This is a genomic window from Haladaptatus sp. AB643, assembly GCF_024136975.1.
Lineage (GTDB): Archaea > Halobacteriota > Halobacteria > Halobacteriales > Haladaptataceae > Haladaptatus.
Map to the genome: position 1 here is coordinate 206,068 of NZ_JAMYJW010000004.1, position 13,114 is coordinate 219,181.

14 protein-coding genes are annotated in these 13,114 nt (G+C 60.8%); 8 read left to right on the forward strand and 6 right to left on the reverse strand.

Features of this window, described 5'->3' with window-relative positions; translation table 11 throughout:
• Positions 1-197 precede the first annotated feature (197 nt).
• Positions 198-848: a helix-turn-helix domain-containing protein gene (locus NKF25_RS10315; protein ID WP_253226590.1), complete on the forward strand. Its 651-nt coding sequence runs from the start codon at positions 198-200 to the stop codon at positions 846-848.
• A 264-nt stretch (positions 849-1,112) separates the two neighbouring features.
• Complete coding sequence (locus tag NKF25_RS10320; protein ID WP_253226591.1) at positions 1,113-1,688, forward strand: response regulator; 576 nt, start codon at positions 1,113-1,115, stop codon at positions 1,686-1,688.
• A 15-nt stretch (positions 1,689-1,703) separates the two neighbouring features.
• On the opposite strand, the gene NKF25_RS10325 is transcribed toward NKF25_RS10320, so the two are convergent.
• The 4 genes from NKF25_RS10325 to NKF25_RS10340 form a co-directional block, all read right to left on the reverse strand.
• A complete protein-coding gene (locus NKF25_RS10325) occupies positions 1,704-2,537 on the reverse strand; it encodes an ABC transporter permease (RefSeq protein ID WP_253226592.1) in 834 nt (277 codons plus the stop codon).
• Positions 2,534-3,469, reverse strand: coding sequence for an ABC transporter ATP-binding protein (locus tag NKF25_RS10330; RefSeq protein ID WP_253226593.1), 936 nt, complete (start codon positions 3,467-3,469; stop codon positions 2,534-2,536). Before NKF25_RS10330 ends, NKF25_RS10325 begins: the two co-directional genes overlap by 4 nt.
• A gap of 64 nt (positions 3,470-3,533) precedes the next feature.
• Positions 3,534-4,373, reverse strand: a complete 840-nt coding sequence (locus NKF25_RS10335; protein ID WP_253226594.1) for an ABC transporter permease subunit — start codon at positions 4,371-4,373, stop codon at positions 3,534-3,536.
• Positions 4,370-5,314: an ABC transporter ATP-binding protein gene (locus NKF25_RS10340; RefSeq protein ID WP_253226595.1), complete on the reverse strand. Its 945-nt coding sequence runs from the start codon at positions 5,312-5,314 to the stop codon at positions 4,370-4,372. Before NKF25_RS10340 ends, NKF25_RS10335 begins: the two co-directional genes overlap by 4 nt.
• 121 nt (positions 5,315-5,435) lie before the next feature.
• Between NKF25_RS10340 and NKF25_RS10345 the strand changes: the two genes are divergently transcribed.
• Entirely contained in the window at positions 5,436-5,939 is a 504-nt protein-coding gene (locus NKF25_RS10345) for a GNAT family N-acetyltransferase (RefSeq protein WP_253226596.1), read from the forward strand.
• 74 nt (positions 5,940-6,013) lie between these two features.
• On the opposite strand, the gene NKF25_RS10350 is transcribed toward NKF25_RS10345, so the two are convergent.
• A complete protein-coding gene (locus NKF25_RS10350) occupies positions 6,014-7,819 on the reverse strand; it encodes a S9 family peptidase (RefSeq protein ID WP_253226597.1) in 1,806 nt (601 codons plus the stop codon).
• A 216-nt stretch (positions 7,820-8,035) separates the two neighbouring features.
• Here NKF25_RS10350 and NKF25_RS10355 point away from each other — a divergent pair, with 216 nt between their 5' ends.
• The 5 genes from NKF25_RS10355 (at position 8,036) to NKF25_RS10375 (ending at position 11,047) form a co-directional block, all read left to right on the forward strand.
• On the forward strand, positions 8,036-8,329 hold the full coding sequence (locus tag NKF25_RS10355) for a HalOD1 output domain-containing protein (RefSeq protein WP_253226598.1): 294 nt from the start codon (positions 8,036-8,038) through the stop codon (positions 8,327-8,329).
• A 4-nt stretch (positions 8,330-8,333) separates the two neighbouring features.
• On the forward strand, positions 8,334-8,528 hold the full coding sequence (locus tag NKF25_RS10360) for a hypothetical protein (RefSeq protein ID WP_253226599.1): 195 nt from the start codon (positions 8,334-8,336) through the stop codon (positions 8,526-8,528).
• Between the two features lie 84 nt (positions 8,529-8,612).
• Positions 8,613-9,071, forward strand: coding sequence for a hypothetical protein (locus tag NKF25_RS10365; protein ID WP_253226600.1), 459 nt, complete (start codon positions 8,613-8,615; stop codon positions 9,069-9,071).
• A 262-nt stretch (positions 9,072-9,333) separates the two neighbouring features.
• Complete coding sequence (locus tag NKF25_RS10370) at positions 9,334-9,933, forward strand: hypothetical protein (RefSeq protein ID WP_253226601.1); 600 nt, start codon at positions 9,334-9,336, stop codon at positions 9,931-9,933.
• A gap of 37 nt (positions 9,934-9,970) precedes the next feature.
• Positions 9,971-11,047, forward strand: coding sequence for a glycosyltransferase family 4 protein (locus NKF25_RS10375; RefSeq protein ID WP_253226602.1), 1,077 nt, complete (start codon positions 9,971-9,973; stop codon positions 11,045-11,047).
• 4 nt (positions 11,048-11,051) lie between these two features.
• Here NKF25_RS10375 and NKF25_RS10380 read toward each other — a convergent pair whose 3' ends face one another.
• Positions 11,052-13,091: a S9 family peptidase gene (locus NKF25_RS10380; protein WP_253226603.1), complete on the reverse strand. Its 2,040-nt coding sequence runs from the start codon at positions 13,089-13,091 to the stop codon at positions 11,052-11,054.
• Positions 13,092-13,114: the final 23 nt, after the last annotated feature.

The window sequence follows — 13,114 nt, forward strand, 5'->3', positions numbered from 1 at the left end:
CGCTCACAGAACTGATTCGGAGGGGATAGAGACGTAATTGGCCGTCGATTCGGACGCAATCGGGGTTTCGTTCGAGGAGGAAACACGCCGCTCTCGTGTCGAATACAACGATTATTTTCGGACGATTGTAGCTGAAGTTGGCAACAACATTGAATACCTTCGCGTAACAGATTTTCGCGTGGTGGTATCGAAAACAAATGAGTTCCATCGTGGAGATTTCGATATCCGCCGATGAGTTTGCACTTGGCCGTGCGTTACAAGCGGACTCTCAGGTGCAGATAGAACTCGAACAAGTCGTCCCGGTGGGAACGTCGCTGTTCCCGTTCTTCTGGGCTCGCGGCACGGACGTCCAACGGTTCGAAACCGCAGTACGAGACGAACCAGCTGTCGACAAACTCACGAGAATAGACACCCTGACTGATGAAACGTTGTTCCACATCAGATGGAACGACGAGATCACGAACTTCGTCCACGGAGTCGAGGAAGCCAACGCGACTATCGTGGAAGCACACGGGACGGCCGACGACTGGACGTTTCATCTCCGGTTCCCGGCGCAAGAGGAGATGTCGGCGTTCCAGTCGTTCTGTCAACACGAGGAGATTCCAATGCAGGTCGAACGAGTGTATTCGATGCAGGAGCGAGCAGTCCACAACTCTGCGGGCGTCACGCCTGCACAGCGCGAGACGCTCGTCACTGCCTACGAGGAAGGATACTTCGAACGGCCGCGCGGAATCACACGCGAAGAGTTAGCCGACGAACTGGGAATCTCTCCACAGGCCGTCGGTGGCCGCCTTCGGCGCGGATATGCGAATCTCATCGCCGGGTTACTACGTCCGATGAATGTATAGCTCGTTGAATTGGAAACGCACTTAAGTGTGTTTCGTGGGAAACATGTGGTCTGAACTATCTCCGGCCACATCTTTTCTATGTGATCGGGCGCACGGAAAATCCGTTGGCAGTGGTCGGGAATTTTGACCCGATCGAAACGCGAACGATACTCTCACGCCTCCAGACCCATATATACCGCGGACTGCCGATTTCCGCGGGATAGAAAGCGTGTACTACCACTCGCCAATATGAAACCCGTGTGTCCATCGACCCGGAGATGACGAATGAGTAACCACCGAATACTGGTCGTCGATGACGAACAGCCGATTGCCGATTTGTTCGCCCGCTGGCTCGAAGACCGATACGAGGTCCGTATCGCGTACGACGGTGCCGAAGCCGTAGCTATGCTCGACGAATCGTACGATGTCGTGCTCCTCGACAGGGACATGCCCGACGTGAGCGGCGACACGGTTCTCGAAACGATTCGAGAGGAAGGGTTCGACTGCCGCGTCGGAATGGTGACGGCCGTCGAACCGGACTTCGACGTTATCGAGATGGGGTACGACGCCTACATCGTCAAACCGATAACCGAACCGAGCGAGCTATACGCCATCGTGGAGAGTTTGCTTCGCCGCTCCACGTACTCCAGCGACGTTCAGCAGTTGCTCACCTTGTCGTCGAAGCAGGCAACCCTGGAAGCACGCATCGACCAGTCGGAACTGGACCGCAACGAGGAGTATCAGGAACTCATCGCCGAGATTCGGACGCTGAAGGGGTCGCTTTCGACGACGCTCGACGAGATGGACGACGCCGAGTTGGGAAAAGAGATGGCGAGTAGGACCGTTGCCCAAGGGCGATAATTTTTTGCCGTTCGATTAGCTGATGTCCGCGCCTTTGAACCGCCAGTAGCCGAGGCCGAGCGGGACGACCAACCAGAACGCGAGAACGACGAACGCGAACCAGCCTTGGAGGTAGAACGGTGCGCTACCGTTGACGAACCCCGCGTACAAACTCGGGGCGCTCGGATCGGAGAGGAAGTTTGCCGCGACGCTGTAAGCGTTCGTCGGGTTGATGATTTGCAGGAGGAAATACCACGAAGGGAGCCCCTCCGTCACGTTCGGCATTCCACCCTCGATCAGGTAGTAGACACCGAGCGGAATGATGCTCCAGACGAGTTCGAACAGGAAGAACAGGCCAATGGCACCCGCCATCGCCCGCGACCGGGTTGCCGCCATCGACGAGAAGCCGATGGCGATTCCCACGAACACCATTCCGAAGATGAACGTGACGACTCCCTGAACGAGGAAGTCGGTCACGGGGAACGACCCGTACTGGATGGCGAGGACGATGGCACCGGCGATGAATGCGATGATGGTCGCAACCCCGACGACGGCCGAGCGCCCGAGGAGTTTGCCGATGAGTACGTCCCGTCGGGTGTGTGGCAGGCCGAGGAGCAGTTTGATGCTTCCCGACTCGCGCTCGCCCGCGATGGCGAGGTACGCGACGACGAGCGCCGCGAGGGGAACGAGGAGCGTCGCGGGCTGACTGAGGAGCCCGATGGCTTCTTTCGCAGTGAAGTCATCGGTGAACGCACCCACCGCGTACATCACGCCGGCGGTTGCCAGCACGAACAACACCGTGATGCCCCACAGCATCTTCGACCGCGCGGCGTCCTCGAAATCCTTGCGCGCGACGACGGCCCAGCTCATGGCCGGGCCTCCGATTCGATCCGCTGGCTTTCAGAACCGGTCGTGTACGCCTCGAAGAGGTCTTCGAGCGACGACTCCTTCGTCCGGATGTCGGCGACGGTCGCGCCCGTCTCCTCGACGGCGTTGATGACCTTCGCCTTCGCGCTCGCCTCCGTGTACGTGACGTGCAGTTCGTCGCCCTCCACCGTCGAATTCGTGACGCCGTCGATTCGTCCCAGATCGACGTTCGGCACGGTATCGACCGTCAGAACCATCGTTGCCCCGGTTCCGGTCGCGTTCCGAAGCCCGTCGATGGTGTCGACCGTGATGAGTTCGCCCTTGTTCATGATGGCGACGCGGTCACAGACCGCTTCGACCTGACTCAAGATGTGGCTGGAGAAGAAGACGGCCGTACCGCGGTCCGCCTCGGCCTGGATGATCTCTCGCATCTCCTTGACCCCGTGCGGGTCGAGACCGGAGGACGGTTCGTCGAGGATCAGGAGGTCGGGGTCGCCGACCAGCGCCATTCCGAGCGTCACCCGCTGGCGCATCCCTTTCGAGTAGCCACCTGCCGCACGTGCGGCGTCGTCCTCGGAGAGGCCGACGCGGTCGAGGATTTCGTCCGCGTCCTCGCCGGTCTCCTTGGAGTCGATGGCGAACTGGATGTGTTTCCGTCCGGAGAGCCGCCCGTACAGGTCGGTCGCGTCGGGGAGGATACCGATCCGTTCGTGAATCGGTTGCGTTTCCTCCTGTGCATCGTAGCCGAGCACTGTTGCGGTCCCGTCGGTCGGGCGGATGTAATCCATGAGCATGTTAATGGTCGTCGATTTTCCGGACCCGTTCGGACCGAGGAAGCCGAACACTTCGCCTTCCTTGACTTGGAGGTTCAGGTCACGGACTGCGACCACCTCACCGAATCGCTTGGTGAGGCCAGTTGTTTGTATAGCGGCCATAACGGCCATATAATTCCTAGGGTAGTTAAAACTATGTTGCTATGATAAGTCACCCCACGATTTCTCAGCCGAGGTCGGCGCGTTCGAACGATAGATAGCCGAGAACGAGCGGGACGACGAGCCACACGCCGAGGATGACGAGCATGAACCACTTTTTCAGGTAGAACGGAATCGCCGCTCCGTGTTCGAGGACGCGGAAGTGGTACACTCCTCCGCCCGAAAACACCAACCCGGAAGCACGCTGGAAGGCGTACGACGGGCTGATGAGATAGACGAATTCGTATATCCGCGGCGAGAGCTGTATCCCGAGTTGGTCGTGTGCGACGAAGCGGAGCGCCGAGGACGGCGATATGGGCGGAATCGTCCAGAGCACGTTGAAGATGAAGAAGACCCCGACGGAACTCACCATCGCACGCGACCGCGAAGCGCAGGCCGAGGAGAGACCGACCGCGATGGCGACGTACGTCACGCCGAAATAGAGGAACAGCAGGAAGAACTCGGCGAAGACGGTGAAGTCGATGGAATCGAGCATGAAGAGGCCCTCGAACGCCGCGATACCGAAGGCCAACAGGAGACCGAGGATGACGACCGCTGATCGGCCGACGAACTTCCCGACGACGAGGTCGAGGCGCGTGTTCGGCAACCCGAGGAGGAACTTGATGCTGCCCGATTCGCGTTCGCCCGCGATGGCGAGATAGGCGACGACGAGCGCGCTGATGGGGATGATGAAGATGCCGATGAGGGTGAGCACTTGGAGGATGTTCGTCATCGTAGAGCGGGGGTTCGACGACGCCGCGTACACCAACAGCGCGAGCAAGCCGACGTAGACGGCGATGAGCGCCCACAGTCCTTTCGAGCGTCTGGCGTCGATGAAATCCTTCCGTGCGACGGACAGCCAGGTCATGCGGGAATCTCCATGCGCGATTCTTCGGGTTCTTCCGGTTCGTCGCCCGTCGTGTACGTGGTGAACAGCTCTTCGAGCGACGCTTCCTCGGACTTGATGTCCGTGATGGTGGCCACGGCGTCGACGCGTTTGACGACGGCCGGTTTCGCCGCGGCGTCGGTGAACGACACGCGGAGCGTCGACCCTTCGAAGGAAGTGTCGCCGACACCCTCGATGCCGGTCAGGTCGAGGGCAGTCGGCATCTCCTCGACGGACAGGAGAAGTTGTGACTTGGAACCGGTGCGCTCCCGAAGTTGGTCGACGGTGTTCTGTGCGACGAGCTTCCCGCTATTCATGATGCCGACGCGGTCACAGACGGCGTCCACCTCGGAGAGGATGTGGCTGGAGAAGAACACGGCCGTTCCGGTGTCCGCCTCCGCTTGGATGAGTTCACGCATCTCGACGATGCCGTGCGGGTCGAGGCCGGAGGACGGTTCGTCGAGGATCAGGAGGTCGGGGTCGCCGACGAGCGCGGCGGCCAGCGCGAGTCGCTGTGTCATCCCTTTCGAGTAGCCACCGACCTTTCGGTCAGCGTCCTCCTGTGACAACCCGACGCGGTCGATGAGTTCCGCCGGGTCGTTGCTCGCGTCCTTCGCGTCGATGGCGAACGAGAGGTGTTCGCGTGCGGTCAGTCGGTCGTACAGGTGGTAGCCGTCCGGGAGGATTCCGATGGAGTCGCGGATGGCGCGGGAGTCCGTCTGTGCGTCGTAGCCGAGGACCGTCGCCGTGCCGTCGGTCGGGCGCATGAAGTCCAACAGCATGTTGATCGTGGTGGATTTTCCTGCACCGTTGGGACCAAGAAAGCCGTAGATTTCGCCCTCCGCCACGGTCAAATCGAGATCGTCAACCGCGACGACGTCGCCGAACTGCTTCGTGAGGGACTTAGTTTCGATGGCGGGCATGGCCGATAATTTTAATGCCATCTACAAATGCTTTCCGTTGATTGACAACTACTCCCGAGTCCGATGATAACTATTCACAAACAGAACCAAGACGCCCGAATCGAGAGTCGCTCGTAGCGAGATGAACGACGTCACCATCCGCGCCGCAAAACCGGACGACGCGACCGCCATTCGACGTGTCGCCCGGGAGTCGTGGCACGCGGCCTACGACGGGGTCGTGGGGGAAGAAACGGTGGACGGGGTCGTGGACCGGTGGTACGACACCGAGGGACTCCGCGAGAGCACGGCGCGGGACGACGACGAGTTCCTCGTCGCCGACCGGGAGGGCGGCAGTGTCGTCGGATTCGTCCACGTCGCGCCGATTCCGGACGAGAACGGCGGGTTCGACCTCGTTCGAATCTATCTCGTTCCGGAAGAGTGGGGAGCGGGGTTGGGGACCCGTCTACTCGACTGCGCCGAAAAGCGGATTCGTGAACGGGGAGCCGAACGGTTGCGGTTGACGGTCGTGGCCGACAACGACAGGGGCGTGGGATTTTACGAATCCCGCGACTTCGAGCGGATCGAGGAGCGGGAAGACGCTGCTCTGGGAGTGCAGGAGTACGTGTACGGGAAAGAGTACAGGTGAACGGTTGACCGAGAGTTAGTCTTCGAAAGCGTTCGAGCACGACGCGGCGACTGAAAGCGGGTCCCGAAACCCGGTCAGACGTACTCTTCTAGGAACTCCGCCGTCTTCGTGTACGCCTCGATGCGGTTCTCCAGTTTCGTGAAGCCGTGACCCTCGTCCGGGAAGACGAGTTTTTCGACGGGAACGCCCTGTTCGGCGGCTTCCTCGGCGATTTGCTCGGCCTCGTCGACGGGCACGCGCGGGTCGTTCTCCCCGTGGAGGACGAGCAGCGGGGCCTCGATGTTTTGGATGTTGTTGATGGGACTGACCGACTCCAAAAAGTCGCGGTCGTCTTCGAGCGAACCGTACTCGGCCTCCCGCAACTCGCGCCGCCAGTCGCCCGTGTTTTCGAGGAACGTGACGAAGTTGGCGATGCCGACGATGTCGATTCCTGCGGCCCACAACTCGGGGTACTCGGTGATCGCCGCGAGGACCATGAACCCGCCGTACGAACCGCCCATGGCGACGATTCGGTCGGGGTCCACGGCGCGCTGGTCGTGGAGCCACTCGACACCGGCCTCGATGTCCGCGACCGAATCCATCCGCTTTTCCACGTCGTCCAGATGGGTGTACTCCTTGCCGTAGCCCGACGAACCGCGGACGTTGGGTTCGAAGTAGGCGTAGCCGCGGTTCAGGAAGTACTGCTTGACCGGATGGAACGACGGTCGGCGCTGGCCCTCCGGCCCGCCGTGGATGTCCACGATGACGGGGGTTTCACCCGCCTTCGCACCGCCGGGGACGGAGAAAAACGCTGGAATCTTCCGCCCGTCGAAACTCTCGAAATGGACGAGTTTCGGGCGGACGAACGATTCGGTCGGAAGACCGGCGGTCGATGCCTCGGTCCAGCGTTCGGCCTCGCCGGTTTCGACGTCCACCACGTAGACGTTGGTGTTGTCCGTACTGCCGGTGGCACCGATGGCGAACCGCTCCGCGTCGGGGTCGAAACTGACCCCGCCCGCGATGCCGCGCGGGAGGTTGGGCGTCGGGAACTCGCGGATGGTCGTGTCGTCGGTCAACTCCCCGACGGTGAGTTCCGTGTACCCGTCCACGTTGCGCGAGTAGACGAGACGACCCGTGTCCTCGTGGAGGGAGAGACCGTCCACGTTCCACTCGCCGCCCTCCTCCACGAGTTCGACGTCGAGCGAATCGAGGTCCAGACGGGCGAGGTACATCGTGTCCGCCCCGTCGTCCGTGACGAGATAGAGCGCCTCCCCGTTCGGCCCCCAGTTGACCCCCTGGTACCGTACGTTGCCCTCGTGTGGCGTGACGTGTTCGAGCGCGCCGGATTCGATGTCGAGGACGGAGAGGTCCTGGTCGAACGAGGAGTGGGATTCGATGACGAGGAGTTTTTCGTCGTCGGGACTCCATCCCGCGAGCGAGAGCCAACCGTCACCCTCGTATACCAGTTCGGCGTCTTCGCCCGTTCCGTCCCGGTCCTGCACGTACACGTCGAAGACGGCGTTGTCGCGTCGATTGGACGTGAACGCGAACTGCGACCCGTCGGAGTTCCATCCGCCCCAGCGGTGTTTCGCGTCCGGCATCGCGGTGAGCGGGGTGATGGTTTCGCCGTCGCCGTCCAGTCGAAAGAGTTGCTGGCGCTCGTTCCCTCCGTCGTCCATTCCGAAGACGAATTCGTCGCGTTCCGGCGATTGGGAGATGAACGTCACGCGCTCGTCGTCGAAGGTCAACTGACGAGGCCACGAACGGGGCTCGTCTAGCTGCCACACCTGTGGAACGCCGGTCGTGTTCAGCAGAAAACACAGCCGCTCGCCGGCGAAGTCGAACGACGCGCCGTAGGCGCTTCGAACGTTCAAATATCGCTCGAAATCGTAGGTACTCATCTCCCTTTTCTTTTCATTCGTCCATCATAGTGCTTTGGTAGTCGGTAGTCCGGAACACGATATCGTCGTCGAAACAATCAGATATAAAATGTTTCATTGTACTTAAAGAATGGAGATGCAAAGGCACAGACTTTGTATGACCGATACCTTGATTTGTAGTACGCTGAGTGATATACTATGGATGCGACATCTCAAAATACCCATACTGATTCTGATTTGATACATCAATACTCGTTCGACGGTGACGAGACCGATAGTATCGTCGTCACGGTCAGTAGCGCCGTCTCCGACGTTACTGGAACGCCGATGGATGAGATGCCGCCGCTGCAGGAGACGCTCGATTGTGACTCGCTCGAATCGCTTTTTAGCTCTTTTAATATCGAAGAGATGTCCGGAATCGGCCAGGTGGGGTTTACGTTTCACGGTTGTACCGTTCGTATCGACACGACGGGAACCGTCCAAGTGTACGAGGAGAATCGTGGCTTTGCCGTCGATAGCTCAAGGTGCTAACATCGTGTCCCGCGACCTTGAACTCCTCTCGGTGGACGAGTTCGAAGACCAACTCGGCCACCTACTCGAAGTAAGTGCGGTGAACGGAATCGATTTCGACAGGTCGTGGACGTTCCGCCTTCCAGGCGACGACGTTCCCGACGTGATGGTCGAAATCACGCGTCTACAGAAGCCGTCCACCGATCAATCCGAACGGTAACGAGACCGTTCGATGGGTAAATTCGTCGTTTCTGCCCGGTAGTTGGCGAATAACAAAAACCCCTGCATGAGTGGCCCCGTTGCCATGCAACGCGAGAGACGACACATCCTGACGCTCGCCATCGTCTGCCTGCTTATCCTTGGCAGCGGTGGTGTCGCCGCCACGACGTACGACCAGCCTAGCCGCGACCAACCCACGATAACCACGCACGAGACGGTCCGCGTCGAGTTCGCTAACGACTCCACGGTCATCGTTCACGGGAACGTGGAGCGCGTGGGCATCGGGACGACGTGGAGCGCGACGGACGGTGCGGCAACGTCGTACTTCCAGTACGGTCCGATGAACGGGACGACTCGACTCGACGTGCCCAAGGAAGGGAAACGAACGGCAATCAGCTACGTGACCGTCTACAGCGGCGGAAACATGACCCCAATCTTGACCGTACAGAATCCGAGCAAGGAGTCTACGAACGCCACGAACACGTCCAATTGCCACGTCGGACCGTCCGGAGAGAGTGCCGCATCGTCAGTGCGAGCGGCGTAATGGATCGTAGTTGAATTCGGTCGCGTGGAACCGTCGGTAGAATGGTGATCTTTTTCGACTCAAACGAGCGGGTAATAGCCGATTGCACCGCGGAGAGTCCCGAGAATGCGTCATACTCGTTTTCCTTCGAGACGATACGCTCCCCACCCGTTTGTCAGTCGATAAACTGTTCACGTCGTCAAGACATCGGGGGATACAGGGTAAACGGAGTCGCTGATTTATGCGGTATCTCGGCGTCTACGCATCGACAGGGTGGGAAGAAATGAATACGACACAGTCACGGGAGCGCAGTGATCCGACACGGTCACGGGCGTTTTCAGAACAGGAGGTGTACGATGCGGTAAAGAATTTGCGACGACGGTACGTTCTCTATTCGCTCAATCGGGCACAGGAGTCCGTCGAACTGGGGGAACTCGCCGAACAGATAGCAGCGTGGGAGAACAACATCCCTCGGGATGCCGTTTCCCCCGAACAGCGGAAGTCAGTGTACAGCGCGCTGTACCAGACGCATCTCCCGAAGTTGGAGAACATCGGAATCGTCAGCTACGACCGCGACTCGAAACGCGTGTCGTTTACCGACGGTGCGGAGGACTTCGAACTGTATCTGGCGACGGATGCACAGACGACGATTCCGTGGCACAAACTGTACGTCGGGCTTTCGGCGTTCGGCGCGATACTCATCGCGCTCGGGTGGATCGGTCTCGTTCCTGCATCGGGGTTCCAACTCGCAGTCATCGTTCTCGGGGTGTTCGCTGTGACAGCTATCGCACATTTCTACGACCGCCATTGCTGGCAACGACGGTTTCAGGGTGCGACACCCGACCTCGCCGTGGAGTTCGGCGAGAATCGATGGTTCCAATGAAAGAAGACTTTTACTTTCTCGTTTCGTGGCGGCGAGTATGCGCGTCGCGTTCGTCGCAGAAGTAACGGCCCAACACGAGGAGTCGGGGAGGACTCACCGACTCCGACGTATCGCGGAACTGCTTGCGAACCGCGGCCACGAGGCCACGGTCTTCTGTGCACAGTGGTGGGACGGCGACCACGATACGTTCGAACAGGAGGACGTGACGTACCACGCGGTGACGACCGAACCACCCGGCGACACCCCATCGCGCCGGTTCGCGCTTTCGCTCCCCGGCGCGCTTCGTCGTGTAAAACCGGACGTGATTCACGCGACCGCAGTGCCGAAACACGTCCTCGCGGCGAAGACGGCGAGCAAACTCGCACGCGCGCCGCTCGTCGTCGACTGGTACGAGTCGCCGCCCGAAACCGCCGGGAACGCCTCGAAATCGCTTCGGATGGCCGCGCGTTCGCCGGACGGGGTCATCACGCCCTCGGAGACGGTGAAGACCCGAGTTCGGGAACTCGGCGCGGACGAGGCGGACGTGCGCGTGATTCCCAACAGCATCGATACGGACGCGATTCGGGAGGCCCGAATCGTCGAGGGGGCCGACATCGTCTATTCGCGTCGATTGGACGAGGACGCCAACGTCGAGAGCCTGTTTTTGGCGCTGGCGGAACTCCGCGGGATGGGCTGGAACGCCGTCATCATCGGCGACGGTCCCGAACGTGAAGGGTACAAACGGCAGGCCGCCGACCTCCGCATCGACGACCGCGTGGAGTTCACGGGCGCACAACCCGTCGAGAAGCGCATTCCGGTGTTTCGCGGCGCACACGTCTACGTCCAGACGGCGCGCAGGGAAGCGTTCCCCACCGACCTCCTTCGCGCGCTCGCGTGTGGCTGTTCGGGCGTCGTGGAGTATCACGTCGAATCGAGCGCCCACGAGTTGGTCGAACAGGAGGATCGCACGTTTCGGACGACGAGCGAACAGGAACTCACCGAGGCGCTTCGTTCGGCCGCCGAACTCCCTCACATGACCGAAAACGAGAAGTTCGATCGATATGACGACGATCCCGTACTCGAACAGTACCTCGACTGCTACCGGGACATACAGGATTCGTTCGGCTTTTTCTGAGTGTTCACTTGCTCTCGGGGTCGTGCCGTTCGAACCACTCGGTAAGCGTTTCCAATCGATGGCGCGTCCGTTTCGGTGCGCCGATATTGTGATGCTCGTTCGGATAGATAACGAGTTTCGTCGGCACTCCTTGTCTTTTCAAACTCACGTACAACTGTTCGGCCTGTGACGGCGGACAACGCCAATCGTTCTCCCCGGCCGTGACGAGCGTGGGCGTCTCGACGTCTCCCACCTCGGTGATGCTCGACATGGCGTGGTAGGCGTCCGGTTCCTCCCACGGAAGGCCGAGGTCGGTTACGTACCACTGGTGGTGGTCTCCGGTTCCGAACAGGGAGTAGAAGTCGTATATTCCGTGTTCGGGCGCGGCCGCGGCGAACAGGTCGGTCTGCGTGATGACGTGAGCGCTGTTCACACCGCCCTGTGAAAACCCAGTGACGAACAACCTGTCTTCGTCCGCCCAGCCGCGTCGAACCGCCCACTCGACGCCCGAAATGATGTCGTCGCTTTCGCGCGGTCCCCACTCTCCGCGGATGGATTCGGTGAACTCCCGACCGTACGAGATGCTTCCGCGGTAGTTGACTCGGAGGACGATGTATTCCTTCCCGGTCCAGTAGCAGTCGTCGACGCCGAACTGCGGGGCGTCGTACGACATCGGCCCGCCGTGGATGGCGGCGATGAGCGGATGCGGTTCGGGGTCGTCGGGGTCGAACGTCGGTGGAAGGTACGCGATGGCTTCGATCGTCCCGCCGTCGCCGTTCTCGAACGTGACGCGGCGACAGTTCGGCATCGCCACTTCATCCACGAGATCGGCGTTCATCGCGGTGAGTCGGGTTGGGGCTTCGCCCCCGCCGATTGCGTCGGTCGGCATCGCGTACACGTCGGTGGGTTCGCTCGGTCCGGTGAGACAGAGCGCGACGGTCGATTCCGTCGCATCGAACGACGTGATAGTCCGATACTCGTCTTGTGTTTCGAATACTCGTTCCGGGTCGTCCCTGCTCGCCGCTAATCGAACCAATCGCGTCCGCGCTTCGTCGCCGAACGGAGCGAGGAGCGTATCGTCGTCCGTCCACGTCGGCGCGCCGACCCGCAACACCGACCGGTCGAGGGATGTCGACACCGACTGGTACGTCCCACCGTCGGCCACGAACACTCGATTCGGGATACACCAGTTGTTCGGGTTGCCACCGACGAACGACAATCGACCGCCGTCCGGGCTCCAACGCGGTTTCGAAGCGGACAGTTCCCCATCCGTGACCCGTCGCAGGTCGCTCCCGGACGGGTCGATGGTGAACACGTCCATCATCGAGGTTCGGTCCGGGTGTTCCGTTCGATTCGAGATGAACGCGATTCGGTCCGGTCCCCACGCGGGTTGCAGTCCGGTCATGGCCTCGTATGCGCCGCCCCCATACGCGTCGTCGAGCCGACGGATAGCCCGGGTCCGAACGTCCACGACGAACAGATACGTTGTCACCTCGTCCAGAAAGCCGGTTCCGTCGTACTTGTGTTGGAGGCGCTCGGTTTCGACCGGTGCGTCCTCGTTTCGGCGGGCGTTCAGATACTCCGCCTCCTCGTCGGTCGGGTCGCGGGCGGAGACGACGAGACGCTCGCCGTCCGGCCCCCAGTCGAATTCTCGAACGCCCTCGTCCCGGTCGGTGATTTGACGAGCGTCGCCACCGCGCCCGAGGTCGAACAGCCAGACTTGGGAGTTCGGCGCATCGTCCAAATCGTCCGCATCCCCTTCGTCTTCTGCGTCGTCGTCCCGACCGACGCGCAGCGAGACGTCGCGTTCGCGAGCGGCGAGAAACGCGAGTTTCGACCCGTCCGGCGACCACTTCGGCGACTCAACGCCGGAAACACGAGTGAGCCGATGCGGGTCGTCGTCTCCGTCGGTCGGAACGACGAACAACGACCGGTGGTTCTCGTCGGCCGCCCTGTCGGCTTCCCTCAGTACGAACGCGATACGCTCTCCGTCGGGTGAGAGGGAACAGTTAGAAACGTGTCTGACATCGAAGAGGTCGTTCAGTTCAAAAGGGCGAGCGTCCATGCGGGACGTACCCTGTCACGCCG

Excerpts from the sequence above, each read along its gene's own strand:
- NKF25_RS10365 (WP_253226600.1), top strand. The coding sequence starts at position 8,613 with ATGCAACGCGAGAGACGACACATCCTGACGCTCGCCATCGTCTGCCTG.
- NKF25_RS10315 (WP_253226590.1), top strand. The coding sequence starts at position 198 with ATGAGTTCCATCGTGGAGATTTCGATATCCGCCGATGAGTTTGCACTT.
- NKF25_RS10350 (WP_253226597.1), bottom strand. The coding sequence starts at position 7,819 with ATGAGTACCTACGATTTCGAGCGATATTTGAACGTTCGAAGCGCCTAC.
- NKF25_RS10330 (WP_253226593.1), bottom strand. The coding sequence starts at position 3,469 with ATGGCCGCTATACAAACAACTGGCCTCACCAAGCGATTCGGTGAGGTG.
- NKF25_RS10370 (WP_253226601.1), top strand. The coding sequence starts at position 9,334 with ATGAATACGACACAGTCACGGGAGCGCAGTGATCCGACACGGTCACGG.
- NKF25_RS10380 (WP_253226603.1), bottom strand. The coding sequence starts at position 13,091 with ATGGACGCTCGCCCTTTTGAACTGAACGACCTCTTCGATGTCAGACAC.
- NKF25_RS10325 (WP_253226592.1), bottom strand. The coding sequence starts at position 2,537 with ATGAGCTGGGCCGTCGTCGCGCGCAAGGATTTCGAGGACGCCGCGCGG.
- NKF25_RS10375 (WP_253226602.1), top strand. The coding sequence starts at position 9,971 with ATGCGCGTCGCGTTCGTCGCAGAAGTAACGGCCCAACACGAGGAGTCG.
- NKF25_RS10320 (WP_253226591.1), top strand. The coding sequence starts at position 1,113 with ATGAGTAACCACCGAATACTGGTCGTCGATGACGAACAGCCGATTGCC.
- NKF25_RS10340 (WP_253226595.1), bottom strand. The coding sequence starts at position 5,314 with ATGCCCGCCATCGAAACTAAGTCCCTCACGAAGCAGTTCGGCGACGTC.
- NKF25_RS10335 (WP_253226594.1), bottom strand. The coding sequence starts at position 4,373 with ATGACCTGGCTGTCCGTCGCACGGAAGGATTTCATCGACGCCAGACGC.
- NKF25_RS10345 (WP_253226596.1), top strand. The coding sequence starts at position 5,436 with ATGAACGACGTCACCATCCGCGCCGCAAAACCGGACGACGCGACCGCC.